Source organism: Kaistella rhinocerotis (assembly GCF_030243905.1).
GTDB lineage: Bacteria > Bacteroidota > Bacteroidia > Flavobacteriales > Weeksellaceae > Kaistella > Kaistella rhinocerotis.
In genome coordinates this window covers 536,286-550,109 of the sequence record NZ_JASSYY010000001.1, presented here as the reverse complement: position 1 = coordinate 550,109, position 13,824 = coordinate 536,286, and the positions used below count along the sequence as shown (strand labels likewise).

Here is a 13,824-nt window from a genome sequence, read left to right as displayed (position 1 = left end):
AATTCCTAAAAGTCAATTTTAGCTAATCTCAAAAAGAAAACATGAATTTCAGAATCCCCATATTTTCACTCCTAATGATCGGTTTTTCTCAGAGTGCCTTTGCGCAAATCAAAGAAGAACAACTTATCCTGGACCGCAAGCGTGAACCGGAAATCAAGAAAATAGAAAAGAAGAAAACTTCTGTAGAAGCCGAAAAAAACTATCCGCCGCGAGAAAAGAAGATTGAAGACTCGCTGAACCTGCGGTATACGGTCACCGACGTGCCGGCGGCGTCAGATTTCAAGACGTCAACTATACAGGGCGAAGACATTTCACCCAAATTCGAGGCGGAGAACCTGAACAATTATTTCCAGTTGGGAATGGGAAATTTCGGTCGCATACTGGCCGACGGAAATATCGGGACAAAGCTTGAAAACGAAATAGAGGTGGGCGCAGATTTCCATGTACTTTCAACTTCCGGGCTCAAAAAAGAATATCCGTGGAATTCTAAACAAAACGTCGGCAATGTGGCGGCTTATCTGAATGCAAACGGTGAAAAAGGCAAATTCAATGTAATCGCAGATTACGGCCTGAACGATTATAACCTTTACGGAATTTACGCATTGCAGCCAGACGCAGACACCGATCTTAAGCAGAGAACCAACCGCTTCAAAGTAAACGGCTACTACGACTTTTACAGCAACGAAATATTAAATGACGTCCGGCTTAAAACTTCGTTTTTGGGCGATTATTTCAATGCAAAAGAATCTCAGGCAGAGATCAGGGTCAATCTTTCAAAGCACGGTGTAGAGCTTCCGGTTGGGAATGATGTGGTGTTGAATGCAGATTTAGGGCTGAACCTTGAAACTTTAAATACAGATTTCGCCATTTTGCAGGAGAATTCTTCTAAATTTTTAAATGCGACCGTGGCGCCACAGGTTACCTTCTTCAACGGCGAAAGTTACCTAATGTTCGGTTCGGATTTTTCATTTTTAAATGCTAAAAATGCCACTGCCACTACTGATCAGGTGCAGGAAAACAGGACCTATTGGTTCCCAAAAGCTGAACTTCAGTTTGCGGCTGCTGATGAGTTTAAGTTTTATGCCGGTGTGACGGGCGGCCTGCAATTGAATTCGTTCGCGAATCTCCTTGAGACCAATCCTTATCTGCTTTCTGACCAGCAACTGCGACCGACGGAAACGAAATACAAAGGTTATGTAGGTCTTCGTGGTGACATAGACCAACAGATTAAATACGATTTCCGTGCAGGTTTCGGCAAGATCAACGATATGGTATTCTTCCGTGCGAATGATCTGTTTGATACGTCGGTTTCGGGGAACCGCGCGACTTACGATTATGCGAATTCTTTTTCCGCGGTGTACGACAACGGAAATGTGAGCGAGGTGAAGGCGAGTGTACAGTATTTTCCGCTGGCCAACCTTACGCTTGATGCAGAAGCACAGTTTACCAAATACGATCTTGAGAACTATGAGCATATCTATAATGTGCCCTTGCTGAAAGCCGGGATCGGTGCAAAATATTCGATGCTGAACAAGAAACTGCACCTTGGCGCCAATGCTGTTTTCTCTACCGACCTGACAACCAATTCGTTTGAAATCAGGGAAAGCGGAAGCCAGCCGAACGTGTTTATTTCGACTGAAAACAACGATGATAAAGTTGGCGGTTATGCCGATTTAAATTTATCTGCGGAGTACCGAGTTCACAAAAATTTCAGTATTTTCGCACTCGGAAACAATCTGCTGAACAGCAACTATCAAACTTTCAAAGGTTATAAAGTTTTGGGAGCACAGATACTGGGAGGCGTGAAGATCAGTTTCTAAAGCGTAGCGAAATGCTACTAATGGCTCGGTAGTTCAATTGGATAGAATATCAGATTTCGGCTCTGAGGGTTAGGGGTTCGAGTCCCTTCCGGGTCACAAAAAAGCGGCAAACTTTTTACAGTTTGCCGCTTTTCATTTTACGTCTTTCAAAGCTCAATTGTGTGTATCCACCTTAGTTATTCGTTACGTTCAGCGTTACATCGATGTTATTCCGCGTCGCGTTGGAGTAGGGACACACCTGATGGGCTTTTTCTACCAAAGACTCAGCTTCCTCCTGCGATACGCCCGGAACGTTCACGTTCAGCTGTACAGCCAGGCCGAATCCACCGTTTTCAATCTGCCCGATGCTTACTTCGGCAGTAACCGTGGTTTCGCCGGTTTCAGTTTTGGATTTGCTTATCATCAGATTCAGCGCACTGTCAAAACACGCGGCGTAGCCTGCCGCAAACAGCATTTCGGGGTTGGCAAAGTCATCGCTTTTGCCGCCGAGTGCTTTTGGAGTTCTGACATCAAGTTCGAGAATTCCATTCTCACTTTTTACATGTCCGTCGCGGCCGCCTTTTGCAGTAACGCTTGTCGTATACAATGTTTTCATATCTTTTAATTTTCGATTTTGTTTAATAATTTGTTCAGTGTCTCTTTCAGCGTACTGAGTTCTTCAGCGGATAGATTCAGCTTTTGCTGCATCTTTCCGGGAATAACACATGCTTTTTTCTGCAGCAAGTTTCCTTCCTCCGTCAAAAAAACTTCCACCACACGTTCATCTTCCTTTTTACGGTGCCTCACGATGTAGTTCTTGGCTTCCAGCCTTTTGAGCAGTGGTGTAAGTGTGCCGCTGTCCAGATACAGTTTTTCACCGATCTGGTTTACGGTAAGGCGCTCATATTCCCACAAAACCATCATCACCAGATACTGCGAATAGGTGATATCAAGCTCTTCCAGAAAAGGACGGTACATGCCCGTGATTTCTTTGGCGATCACGTAAAACGGAAAGCAAAGCTGGTTTTCAATTTTCGGCGTATCCGGTTGATCCATGGTGAAGAATTTTAATAAATTATTTGGTAATTACAAATTCCTCCATTGGAATCCGTACTTTTTTCATGTTTGAGAGCCAGTCGTTTTCGGCATGCCTGTAGCCAAGATAGAGCAAAGTAACGCTTTTCAGCCCAAGTTCTTTTAAACCAAGCACTTCATCCACCACTTCGGTACTGAAACCTTCCGCAGGTGTACTGTCGATCTTCAGTTCCGCAGCCTGCGCCATCGCCAAACCTAATGCGATATAAGTTTGTCTGGCCGTATGCGCGAAGTTTTCTTCGGCTGTCTGCGCACCATAAATTACTTTAAGCTGGTCTGTGTAACTGCTGAAGCGTCCTCTTGGTAACCCACGGACATCGGTGTGGTAATCGTACACTTTATCAATTTTTTCCGCGGAGTAGCTGTCCCATGCTGCAAAGACGAGGACGTGCGAACAGTCGCGCATCACTTCCGGATTCAATGCTCCGGGTACCAATTTCTCTTTCAGTTCCTGATTTTCCACCAAAATCACACGGAAAGGCTGAAGGCCTGAAGAGGTAGGTGCCAGGCGGCTAGCTTCTAAAATTTTATTTAAATCTTCTTCGCTTACCTTTTTTGTTGAATCGTAAGCTTTCACGGCGTGGCGCCATTTTAAGTTTTCTATTAAAGACATATTGCTTTTGTTTTAATTTTCTGACATCAAAGATACGCAAAATTATATTGCGTACAATATGATTGCTTAAAATTGTTTAGTATTAAAGCAGAAAAAAACCGCTTGCGGTCAGCAAACGGTCTCATATAAGTAAAAATATCGTTAACCCATTTTCTTCGCGTCAGCTACAAACTGCGCCAGACCGGAGTCTGTCAAAGGGTGTTTGAGTAAATTTAAAATAGATCCAAGCGGTGAAGTCACTACATCTGCGCCAATTTTTGCACAGTTGATGATGTGCATGGGCGAACGGATAGAGGCGGCGAGGATTTCAGTATCGAACATATAGTTATCAAAAATAATCCGGATTTCCTCAATCAGGTTCAGGCCGTCAACCGAAATATCATCAAGTCTTCCAAGGAAAGGTGAAACGTAGGTTGCACCTGCTTTAGCGGCCAGCAAAGCCTGTCCGGCAGAGAAAATCAGCGTACAGTTGGTCTTGATGCCTTTGTCTGAAAAATATTTGAGCGCTTTGATGCCGTCTTTGATCATCGGGATCTTTACCACGATGTTTGGGTGAATGGCGGCCAGTTCATCACCCTCCGCAATCATTTCTTCGTAGGTTGTACTAAGAACTTCCGCTGAAATATCGCCGTCTGCAATCTCACAGATGGTTTTATAATGTGTAAGGATTGCTTCCTTGCCGCTGATGCCTTCTTTGGCCATCAGTGATGGATTGGTGGTTACGCCGTCTAAAATTCCGAGGTCCTGTGCTTCTCTGATCTGATCGAGATTGGCCGTGTCGATGAAAAACTTCATATTAAAAATTGTTTGGGCAAAGATAAGATATTAAGCGTCAAGCCGAAAGTGATTTTCTCCCGAATGTGCTCAAATTAAACCCTTTCATTCTTGATTTCATCCACAATCTCCGGGTTCAGGAGGGTAGAAGTATCGCCAAAATTACTAAAATCGCCTTCCGCAATTTTTCTGAGGATTCTACGCATGATTTTTCCTGAACGTGTTTTCGGCAGCGCCGACACAAACTGTATTTTGTCGAGTTTGGCGATAGGTCCCACGGTGTCGCTGATGACCTGGTTAATTTCCTTTCGCAGGTTTTCACGGTCGCGGCTTTCACCGACATCTTTTAAAATAACATAACCATAAAGTGCACTTCCTTTGATGTCGTGCGGATAACCTACAATCGCTGATTCTGCTACGGCCGGATGTTGGTTTACACTGTCTTCGATTGGTGCCGTACCCAAATTGTGACCCGAAACGATGATCACATCATCTACACGTCCCGTAATCCTGTAATAGCCAACTTCGTCCCGAAGTGCGCCGTCGCCGGTGAAATATTTGCCCGGGAAAGCCGTAAAGTAGGTGTCTTTGTACCGCTGGTGATCGCCCCAGATCGTGCGCGCAATTCCGGGCCAGGGAAAACGGATGCAGAGGTTACCGTCAACCTGATTTCCCGTAATCTCATTCCGCTTGTCGTCCATTAAAACCGGCTGAATCCCGGGAAGCGGAAGTGTAGCATACGTTGGTTTTGTGGGAGTAACAAACGGTATCGGTGAAATCATGATGCCGCCGGTTTCTGTTTGCCACCAAGTATCGACGATCGGACATTTTTTCTTGCCTACATGATCGTTGTACCAGTGCCAGGCTTCATCGTTAATAGGTTCACCCACAGAACCGATTACGCGCAAGCTCGAGAGGTCATGTTTCTCAACCCATTCATAAGATTCTTTCGCGAGTGAACGGATGGCAGTGGGCGCGGTGTAAAATTGTGTAATCTTATGTTTTTCAATCACTTCCCAGAAACGGTCAGGTTCAGGATAAGTGGGTACACCTTCAAAAATCACTGTGGTAGCACCGTTTGCGAGCGGTCCGTAGAGGATGTATGAGTGTCCGGTGATCCAGCCGATATCTGCCGTACACCAATAAATATCGTTTTCCTGATAATTAAAAACATTTTTAAAGGTGTATGCCGTGTAGACCATGTACCCCGCGGTGGTATGAAGCATACCTTTCGGCTTGCCTGTAGATCCGGACGTGTAAAGGATAAACAGCGGATCCTCGGCATCCATAATTACCGAAATAAAATCTGAGGGCGCTTTCTCATACAACGGTTCCAGCCAGAAATCGCGTCCTTCCTTCATGGTCACCTCGCCGCCGGTGCGTTTCACCACCAGAATTTTTTCTACACTTGGGCAGTTTTCCACCGCCTCATCGATAATGCCTTTTAGGTCGATGGCTTTGTTCCCTCGGTAACTTCCGTCTGAGCATACGATCCATTTTGCTTCACAATCATTAACCCGTGAGGTGACTGCCGCAGCGGAAAAACCCGCAAATATCACGGAATGTACGGCGCCGAGGCGCGCGCACGCCAGCATGGTCACCGCAAGCTCCGGAATCATAGGAAGGTAGATGCAAACGCGGTCTCCTTTTTTCACGCCAAGGTCACGCAGCACGTTCGCCATTTTGCAGACGCGCGCGTGCAGATCGGCGTAAGTGATATACTGCGCCTCCTCGCCCGGATCGTTGGGTTCCCAGATGATGGCGGTTTTATCCCCACGAAGGGCCAGATGGCGGTCCAGACAGTTTTTGGTGACGTTCAGTTTGGCGTTTTTAAACCATTTGATTTTCGCCTCCTGCATGTCATATTCCACCACTTTGCTCCAGCGCTGGTACCAAACAAAGTTTTCGTCAGCAATTTTGTCCCAGAACTTTTTGGGGTTTTTAATTGATTTTTTATACTGTTTGAAATAGTCGGGAAGACTGTCTATATAATAGTTTTTCATTCCACATTAATTTTATCTTTAAATTTAAAAATAAAAAGGATACAGAATGACGCTGTAACCATTTTTAGCAGAAATTGGTTTCACAGTTTCGCAGGAAATAAAATATTTCGTACATTTGCGCCTAATGAAAGGTACATTTCCATTAGACGATCTACACAAAGGCAGCGATGCCGGCAAAACAATATTTATTTAAAACGAAGCTTTTTTGGCTTCGTTTTTTTTTGATTTAAAATCTAAAAACTATGTTAAGAATCACCGACTTCTCCATTGAAAAAATCAATTCATTGCTCGATTCAGCTGACGAATTCGCGAACGGCAAGATCCAGCGTGCTACGCAGGATGTATTTGTTACCAATCTTTTCTTCGAAGACAGCACGCGCACAAAAACCAGTTTTGATATTGCCCAGCGCAAACTCGGTCTTCAGGTAGTGCCGTTTGATATCACTACCAGTTCCCTCAACAAAGGAGAATCGCTGTATGATACGGTGAAGACTTTAAAAAGTTTAGGCATTGACCTGGCCGTGGTGAGGCATTCCAAAGACAAATTTTACGAAGAACTGAAATCCATTGATTTGCCCCTCATCAATGGTGGGGACGGTACCGGAAACCATCCTTCGCAGAATCTGCTTGACCTGATGACGATACGTCAGGAATTCGGTCACTTTAAGGGTTTGAAAATCGGAATTGTAGGTGACGTGAAGCACAGCAGAGTAGCGAACTCTAACGCCGTAGCGCTTCGCAAAATGGGTGCGAAGGTATATTTTTCAGGTCCGGAAAAATGGTTTGACGAAGGCACGATCATCAACGGAACCTATCTGTCCATCGATGATCTGGTGAAAGAAGTGGATGTTTTGATGCTTCTGAGAATTCAGCATGAAAGGCACGGCGAAAAGATGAAGATTTCACTCGAAAGTTATCACCGCAAATTCGGTCTGACAGTTGACCGCGAGAAAATGATGAAAGAAAAGGCGATCATCATGCATCCCGCACCGATCAACCGTGGTGTTGAAATAGCCAATAGCCTTGTGGAATGCGGTCGCTCACGGATTTTTAAACAAATGCAGAACGGTGTTTTTGCACGGATGGCAATCTTAAAAGATGCGCTGGAAGCGGAAGGTTTTCAGTTTGACTAAGAGTCGAGAGTCAAGAGCCAAGAGTCGAGAGTCGAGAGTCGAGAGGCAAGAGTCAGGGGCCGAGAGCTAAAAAGAAGAGTCGAGAACACATGATCGGTGTATAATCTCCAGAGCGGAGTCTTGCATCTTGATTCTTGATTCTTGGTTCTTGATTCTAAAATTTAAAATAAGAATGAAAAAGAAATTAATATTAGAAACCGGTGACGTTTTCCATGGTGAAGGTTTCGGCGCTAACCTTGAAACGGGCGGGGAAGTGGTCTTCAATACCGGAATGACGGGTTACCAGGAGCTTATTTCTGATCCGTCCTACTGCGGACAGATCGTCTGCATGACGTATCCGCTTATCGGAAATTACGGCATCAACCGCGATGATTATGAAAGTATTGAGCCCGCAATCAAGGGACTGATCGTAAAGGAACTGTGCGATTATCCGTCCAACTTCAGGAACCAACTGACACTTGACGAATTTTTCCAGAAGAAAAAACTGTCTGGTATTTCAGGAGTTGATACAAGAAGATTGACCCGTGTTTTACGCAGCAAAGGCGTTGTAAAAGGTAAAATTGTTCCTGCAGATGCAAATGAAAGCGAAGTAATCGAATCTTTAAGAACTACTGATTTTCCAACCAATCAGGTCGAAAGTGTTTCTACAAAAACTGCGTACGCCAGTCCGGGACGCGGATTAAAAGTGGTTCTGGTAGATTTCGGTTCTAAACTCGGCATCCTGCGCGAACTTACCCAACGTGATTGCGACGTAACCGTAGTGTCGCAAAATATCACTGCCGAAGAAATTTTATTGATAAATCCTGATGGTGTCATGCTTTCCAACGGTCCCGGTGATCCCGAAGATGTGAAAGGTGCCTCAGAACTCATCAACGGTATGCTCGGTAAAGTGCCCATTTTCGGAATCTGCCTTGGACACCAGCTGATCGGGTTGGCTTGCGGTGCTAAAACATTCAAACTTAAATTCGGTCACCGCGGCGGAAACCATCCCGTGTTGGACTTAAAGACCAATAAAGTTGCCATCACTTCCCAGAATCACGGTTACGCAGTGGACCAAGAATCCCTCAAAAACACCGATCTGGAAGAAACCCACATCGCCCTGAACGACAGAACCAACGAAGGACTGAAACATAAAATCCACCCGTGCTTCTCCGTTCAGTATCACCCGGAAGCGAGCCCGGGCCCGGAGGATGCGAATTATCTGTTTGATGAGTTTATTGGTTTAATGGAAGGGTTTAAGAACCAAGAGTCAAGAATCGAGAGCCAAGACTATGCATAATTTTGAAAAATTACTTTTCTGGCAGAAATCAATTCATCTTGCAAAGAAAATTTATCTTATTTCTCATAAAATATCATCTGATGAAAGATTTGGTTTGATTTCTCAGATGAAAAGATCCGCAGTTTCGATCCCGTCCAATATTGCTGAAGGTTCTGGCCGGAACAGCGAAAAAGAATTCAATCATTTCCTCGCAATCGCACTGGGATCTGCATTTGAGCTTCAGACACAGTTAATTTTATCTAAAGAACTTGAACTTTTGGACGATGTTTCTGCTAATGACCTGATTGCCGATGTGTCTGAAATTCAAAAAATGATTTATTCCTTTAGAAACAACCTTGTAAAAAAATCTTGAATCTCGGTTCCTGATTCTTGAATCTACTATAAAAATGAAAAGAAACGACATAAAAACAATCCTCGTCATCGGCTCCGGGCCAATCATCATCGGGCAGGCGGCTGAATTCGATTATGCGGGCACGCAGGCGTGCCTGTCTTTGCGGGAAGAGGGCTATAAAGTGATTTTGATCAACTCCAACCCCGCGACGATCATGACGGATGTTGAGATTGCCGATAAGGTGTATATCGAACCCATTTCGCTCCAGTTTGTGAGCCACATCATCCGAAAGGAAAGGCCGGATGCGCTTCTGCCGACACTGGGCGGCCAAACCGGTCTGAACATGGCAGTAGAACTGGAGAAATCCGGGATTCTGGAAGAATGCAAAGTGGAGGTTCTCGGAACGAAACTTTCTGCGATTAACCAGGCGGAAGACCGCGACCTTTTCCGTGAACTGATGCGCGAACTCAACGAACCGGTGCCGGATTCAGATATCGTAAACACCGTTCAGGGCGCATTGGAATTTGCGCATAACATCGGTTACCCGGTGATTGTTCGTCCTGCATTTACTATGGGCGGTACCGGAGGCGGAATTGCGCACAACGACGAGGAACTGAAAGAGATTGCAAGCTTCGGGTTAAAATATTCGCCTGTAACGCAGTGTCTGATCGAGAAATCCATCGCCGGTTTCAAGGAAATCGAGTATGAAGTGATGCGCGATAAAAACGACAACGCGATTGTAGTTTGTAATATGGAAAACATCGATCCTGTCGGGGTACATACCGGAGATTCCATCGTAGTAGCGCCGTCGCAGACGCTCTCAGACAGAGAATACCAGATGCTCAGAAATTCATCCTTAAAAATTATCCGTGCACTCGGCATCGAAGGTGGCTGTAATGTTCAGCTGGCTTTGGATCCGAATTCTTTTGATTATTACATTATCGAAGTGAATCCGCGCGTATCGCGCTCATCGGCTTTGGCGAGTAAAGCGACAGGTTATCCAATTGCGAAGATCGCGGCGAAGATTGCTGTCGGTTTGACTTTAGATGAAATTATGAACCCGGTGACGGGAAAGACATACGCATGTTTTGAGCCTGCTCTTGACTATGTCGTAACGAAGTTCCCAAGATTCCCATTTGATAAATTTGAAACCGCCGACCGCCGACTTTCAACCCAAATGAAAGCGACAGGTGAGGTGATGGCCATCGGAAGAAACTTTGAAGAATCCATTCAGAAAGCCATCCGTTCTCTTGAAACCGGTTTGAGACATATCGGTTTAAAAACCAAAGACGCCGAAGCTCTGACCGATGCTGAAATTGAAAGAAGAATCCGCGTTTGTGATGACGAGAGACTTTTCATCATCGGTGACGCTTTAAGAAGAGGCTATGATTGGGAGCAGATCGTGGAATGGAGCAAAATCGACAAGTTTTTCATCTGGAAAATCAAGAAACTGATTGATTTTGAAAAGGTGATTGCCGATAATAAATTCAATAAAGAAACATTACTGGAAGCCAAAAAACTCGGTTTTGCAGACCTGCATATCGCGCATCTTTGGGAATCTGACCAGAAAACGGTGTTCGAGTTCAGAAGAACACACGGCGTGATGCCGGTGTATAAAATGGTGGATACCTGTGCCGCGGAATTTGAAAGTGAGACGCCCTATTTCTACGGAACTTACGAAGAGGAAAACGAAAGTGTGCCTTCAGAGCGCGAGAAAATCATCGTCCTGGGTTCCGGACCTATCCGAATTGGGCAGGGAGTGGAGTTTGACTATGCGACGGTGCATTCCGTTTGGGCCATTAAAGAATTGGGTTATGAAGCGATCATCATCAACAATAATCCGGAGACGGTTTCGACAGATTTCTCCATTTCCGATAAACTTTATTTCGAGCCGCTGACGGAAGAAGATGTGATGAACATCATCGAGCTTGAAAAACCCAAAGGTGTGGTGGTGCAGTTTGGCGGACAGACCGCCATTAATTTGGCAGATAAACTTGCCGCGCACGGCGTTCAGATCCTGGGAACTTCCCTGGAAGACCTTGACCGCGCAGAAAACCGAAATAAATTTGAAGCCGCCCTGCAGGAATTGGGAATCCCGCAGCCATTAGGTAAAACATGTTTCACCAAAGAAGAAGCATTGGTGATTGCAAAGGAAATCGGTTATCCCGTTTTGGTTCGTCCGAGTTACGTTTTGGGCGGCAGGGCCATGGAAATCGTGTACGACGAAAGAGATTTGGCGCATTACATGACGAATGCGGTGAAAGAAAATTCCGAACATCCTATTTTGATTGACCGATATCTAACCGGAAAAGAAGTGGAGGTGGATGCTATTTCTGATGGCCACACCGTGGTGATTCCGGGAATTATGGAACATATCGAACGAGCGGGCGTTCACTCCGGAGATTCCATCGCGGTTTATCCGCCACAGAATATTACGCAAAAGCAGATCGACACTTTGGTTGATTATACCCAAAGACTGGCAAAAGGTCTGAATGTGATCGGACTAATGAACATCCAGTATGTGCTTTCTGACGGTGAAGTTTATGTAATCGAAGTGAACCCGAGATCGTCGAGAACCGTACCTTTCCTGTCCAAGATCACGGAAATTCCTATGGCTAACCTTGCTACGAAAGCTATCCTCGGCCAGAAACTGAAAGATTTAGGCTACGAAAACGGACTGGCGCCTGTGAAGCCGGGTGTGTTCGTAAAAGTTCCGGTGTTCTCTTTCTCGAAACTCACTAAAGTAGATACATCCCTCGGCCCTGAAATGAAGTCGACCGGCGAGGTAATGGGCAAAGATACGACGCTCGAAAAAGCGCTTTACAAAGGTTTTGTGGCAGCCGGCCGCAAAATGCCGACGCACGGATCCATTCTTTTCACTGTGGCTGACAAGCATAAAGAAGAAGCTTCAGAAATGGCCAGACGTTTCCACGAAGTGGGATTCAGAATCTGGGCTACGGAAGGAACGGCAAAATTCTTCGAAGAGCAGGGAATTCCGGTGAAAATCGGGTACAAGATCGGTGAAGAAGATGTGAACCTCATCGACCTCATCCAAAAAGGAAAAGTGCAGTACGTGGTAAACACGACCACGAAAGGTAAACAGGCTGAAAGAGACGGGTTCCAAATCCGCCGAATGTCTGTAGAGAACGGTGTTCCGTGCCTGACTTCGATGGATACGGTAGAAGCTATTTTAAAAGTGATTGAGAGCATGAGTTTTAAGATGGAGCAGATGTAAAATCTGGTTCTTTATAAATGTAGACGCGCCGGGGAGGGCGCGTTTTTTCTTTGGAATTTAAAAGGTAGAATTATTTATAAGAATTATAGAAAATCCACATATTAGTTTAAAATATAATTTTATTAACTCATCAGCTAGTTATAAAAGCCGGCACCGTAAGGTTTTTATGGTGTTTGTGAAGAGGTCTAAAAAGTAAAGTATATCAAAAATGTTACATAAAGTAGCATCTAACTAATATTTGTAATTGATTTCTAATTCTATTTATTGAATATTTCTTTTTTGCCAATTTCCTTGCCTGAATTCGTTTCGACTTCTTATATTTCTAATCAGGTCAGAATTTTCACTAAAGCGATTGGCTACCCATTCCTTTTTCTCAGAAGTTCCATCATTAAAAAATATTGTTATATATGCAGACTTATTTTGCAATAACAATTCCTTAAACTCAGTAGTATCCTTCGGATAGAAAATGATTGGCAGTTTATCATTACCACTGGAATAGAATTCTACATCTGATATGTCGCTAGGTGTGTTGATTTTGTCCTCAATAAATTCTTCAGGAATTTCAATAATTTCAGTTCTATCATATTCATTATGATGCTTTTTACAAAATATCTTAAATGTTTCATCTAAAGGGAAATGTAGATTCCTGAAAGTTGTTTCATATTTATTTAAGTCTAATTCATATATTATATCACCATTTAGAAATTCTTTGGATGCTAATTTAATTAGTGCTTTTCTGTCTTTTCCTTTAATATTTGCTAGCTCTAAATTGTCCCGAGTGCCACAAAATTCACATTCTCCAGTTTGTAATTTAAACTTTTTGCCAATTGAAGTTTGAACGATATTTCTCATTCTGGGACCGATGTATTTGTCAAAATCCTCAATAGTTCCTGTAAATATTCCCATAGTTATTATTTTTCCCAAAAATACATCTTTTAACCCCTCTATTTGCAGTTGTGGGGTTTTATTTTAGCTGTACTGAAGCACAAAATTTAGCTAATAGTAAAATTATGAAGATCAATACCATTAAGAATTTTTTAAAGCCATACTCCATATTCGAAAATCGGAAAACAACCATCAATCATGCATTCGCAAATGGTCTGGCCAGAAACGGGATCTATGATGAAGGTGATGTTAAACAAGCTTTAAAATTACTTGGCCAGGTTCCATCAAGAATTTTATGTGTCTATTGTAATAAAAAGGCAGAAACGTGGGACCATTTACAGGCTTTAGTTATGAAGGGTGAATATGGAGGTTTTGGAAATGTGCTCGGTAATCTGGTCCCGGCGTGCAAAAAATGCAATAGTGCAAAAGGTAATAAGGATTGGAGAAAGTTTGTGAAGGGACTAGCAATAGATGACGAATCCAAATTGAAGATCACCGACCAGTTGGAACAATATGTTGACCACTACAAAATATCACCAAGCAATTTTTCAGATAGTGTCATTGCAGGTAACTTAAAAAATTTGGACAGAATAAAGAAAGAGATTTTTAGGTTAATGCAGGAAGCAGATGAAGAAATCGTAAAAATTAAGAAAGCATTGGAATAAAATAATTAAACC

The 13,824-nt window shown here is 43.7% G+C and carries 12 protein-coding genes and 1 tRNA gene; 7 read left to right on the top strand and 6 right to left on the bottom strand.

Features of this window, described 5'->3' with window-relative positions; genetic code table 11:
* Positions 1-41: 41 nt before the first annotated feature.
* Both QEP06_RS02525 and QEP06_RS02520 read left to right on the top strand, forming a co-directional pair.
* Entirely contained in the window at positions 42-1,820 is a 1,779-nt protein-coding gene (locus tag QEP06_RS02525) for a TonB-dependent receptor (protein WP_285268933.1), read from the top strand.
* Between the two features lie 22 nt (positions 1,821-1,842).
* Positions 1,843-1,916 (top strand) — tRNA-Arg (locus tag QEP06_RS02520).
* 76 nt (positions 1,917-1,992) lie between these two features.
* Here QEP06_RS02520 and QEP06_RS02515 read toward each other — a convergent pair.
* From QEP06_RS02515 to acs, 5 genes are all read right to left on the bottom strand, one after another.
* Complete coding sequence (locus QEP06_RS02515; protein WP_285268932.1) at positions 1,993-2,415, bottom strand: organic hydroperoxide resistance protein; 423 nt, start codon at positions 2,413-2,415, stop codon at positions 1,993-1,995.
* 5 nt (positions 2,416-2,420) lie between these two features.
* Positions 2,421-2,855 carry a MarR family winged helix-turn-helix transcriptional regulator gene (locus QEP06_RS02510; RefSeq protein ID WP_251833221.1) on the bottom strand — a complete coding sequence of 145 codons (435 nt, stop codon included), beginning with the start codon at positions 2,853-2,855 and terminating at the stop codon, positions 2,421-2,423.
* 19 nt (positions 2,856-2,874) lie between these two features.
* Positions 2,875-3,507 (bottom strand): NAD(P)H-dependent oxidoreductase, encoded by a 633-nt coding sequence (locus QEP06_RS02505; protein ID WP_285268931.1) that lies wholly within the window; start codon positions 3,505-3,507, stop codon positions 2,875-2,877.
* Between the two features lie 141 nt (positions 3,508-3,648).
* Positions 3,649-4,302, bottom strand: a complete 654-nt coding sequence (fsa, locus tag QEP06_RS02500) for a fructose-6-phosphate aldolase (RefSeq protein WP_251833223.1) — start codon at positions 4,300-4,302, stop codon at positions 3,649-3,651.
* A gap of 74 nt (positions 4,303-4,376) precedes the next feature.
* A complete protein-coding gene (gene acs / locus QEP06_RS02495) occupies positions 4,377-6,284 on the bottom strand; it encodes an acetate--CoA ligase (protein ID WP_285268930.1) in 1,908 nt (635 codons plus the stop codon).
* A gap of 242 nt (positions 6,285-6,526) precedes the next feature.
* On the opposite strand from acs, the gene QEP06_RS02490 reads away from it, so the two are divergent.
* The 4 genes from QEP06_RS02490 (at position 6,527) to carB (ending at position 12,262) form a co-directional block, all read left to right on the top strand.
* The gene (locus QEP06_RS02490; RefSeq protein WP_285268929.1) at positions 6,527-7,417 is read left to right on the top strand and encodes an aspartate carbamoyltransferase catalytic subunit; all 891 of its coding nucleotides are present in this window, start codon (positions 6,527-6,529) and stop codon (positions 7,415-7,417) included.
* A 172-nt stretch (positions 7,418-7,589) separates the two neighbouring features.
* Positions 7,590-8,696: a carbamoyl phosphate synthase small subunit gene (locus tag QEP06_RS02485; RefSeq protein ID WP_285268928.1), complete on the top strand. Its 1,107-nt coding sequence runs from the start codon at positions 7,590-7,592 to the stop codon at positions 8,694-8,696.
* Complete coding sequence (locus QEP06_RS02480) at positions 8,689-9,048, top strand: four helix bundle protein (protein WP_285268927.1); 360 nt, start codon at positions 8,689-8,691, stop codon at positions 9,046-9,048. Before QEP06_RS02485 ends, QEP06_RS02480 begins: the two co-directional genes overlap by 8 nt.
* Before the next feature lie 34 nt (positions 9,049-9,082).
* Entirely contained in the window at positions 9,083-12,262 is a 3,180-nt protein-coding gene (carB, locus tag QEP06_RS02475; RefSeq protein WP_285268926.1) for a carbamoyl-phosphate synthase large subunit, read from the top strand.
* Between the two features lie 261 nt (positions 12,263-12,523).
* Here carB and QEP06_RS02470 read toward each other — a convergent pair whose 3' ends face one another.
* Positions 12,524-13,168, bottom strand: a complete 645-nt coding sequence (locus QEP06_RS02470; protein WP_285268925.1) for a hypothetical protein — start codon at positions 13,166-13,168, stop codon at positions 12,524-12,526.
* Positions 13,169-13,272: 104 nt separating this feature from the next.
* On the opposite strand from QEP06_RS02470, the gene QEP06_RS02465 reads away from it, so the two are divergent.
* Positions 13,273-13,812, top strand: coding sequence for an HNH endonuclease (locus QEP06_RS02465; protein ID WP_285268924.1), 540 nt, complete (start codon positions 13,273-13,275; stop codon positions 13,810-13,812).
* Positions 13,813-13,824 lie beyond the last annotated feature (12 nt).

Excerpts from the sequence above, each read along its gene's own strand:
- QEP06_RS02485 (WP_285268928.1), top strand. The coding sequence starts at position 7,590 with ATGAAAAAGAAATTAATATTAGAAACCGGTGACGTTTTCCATGGTGAA.
- QEP06_RS02480 (WP_285268927.1), top strand. The coding sequence starts at position 8,689 with ATGCATAATTTTGAAAAATTACTTTTCTGGCAGAAATCAATTCATCTT.
- carB (WP_285268926.1), top strand. The coding sequence starts at position 9,083 with ATGAAAAGAAACGACATAAAAACAATCCTCGTCATCGGCTCCGGGCCA.
- QEP06_RS02525 (WP_285268933.1), top strand. The coding sequence starts at position 42 with ATGAATTTCAGAATCCCCATATTTTCACTCCTAATGATCGGTTTTTCT.
- QEP06_RS02515 (WP_285268932.1), bottom strand. The coding sequence starts at position 2,415 with ATGAAAACATTGTATACGACAAGCGTTACTGCAAAAGGCGGCCGCGAC.
- QEP06_RS02505 (WP_285268931.1), bottom strand. The coding sequence starts at position 3,507 with ATGTCTTTAATAGAAAACTTAAAATGGCGCCACGCCGTGAAAGCTTAC.
- QEP06_RS02490 (WP_285268929.1), top strand. The coding sequence starts at position 6,527 with ATGTTAAGAATCACCGACTTCTCCATTGAAAAAATCAATTCATTGCTC.
- acs (WP_285268930.1), bottom strand. The coding sequence starts at position 6,284 with ATGAAAAACTATTATATAGACAGTCTTCCCGACTATTTCAAACAGTAT.
- QEP06_RS02465 (WP_285268924.1), top strand. The coding sequence starts at position 13,273 with ATGAAGATCAATACCATTAAGAATTTTTTAAAGCCATACTCCATATTC.
- QEP06_RS02510 (WP_251833221.1), bottom strand. The coding sequence starts at position 2,855 with ATGGATCAACCGGATACGCCGAAAATTGAAAACCAGCTTTGCTTTCCG.
- QEP06_RS02470 (WP_285268925.1), bottom strand. The coding sequence starts at position 13,168 with ATGGGAATATTTACAGGAACTATTGAGGATTTTGACAAATACATCGGT.
- fsa (WP_251833223.1), bottom strand. The coding sequence starts at position 4,302 with ATGAAGTTTTTCATCGACACGGCCAATCTCGATCAGATCAGAGAAGCA.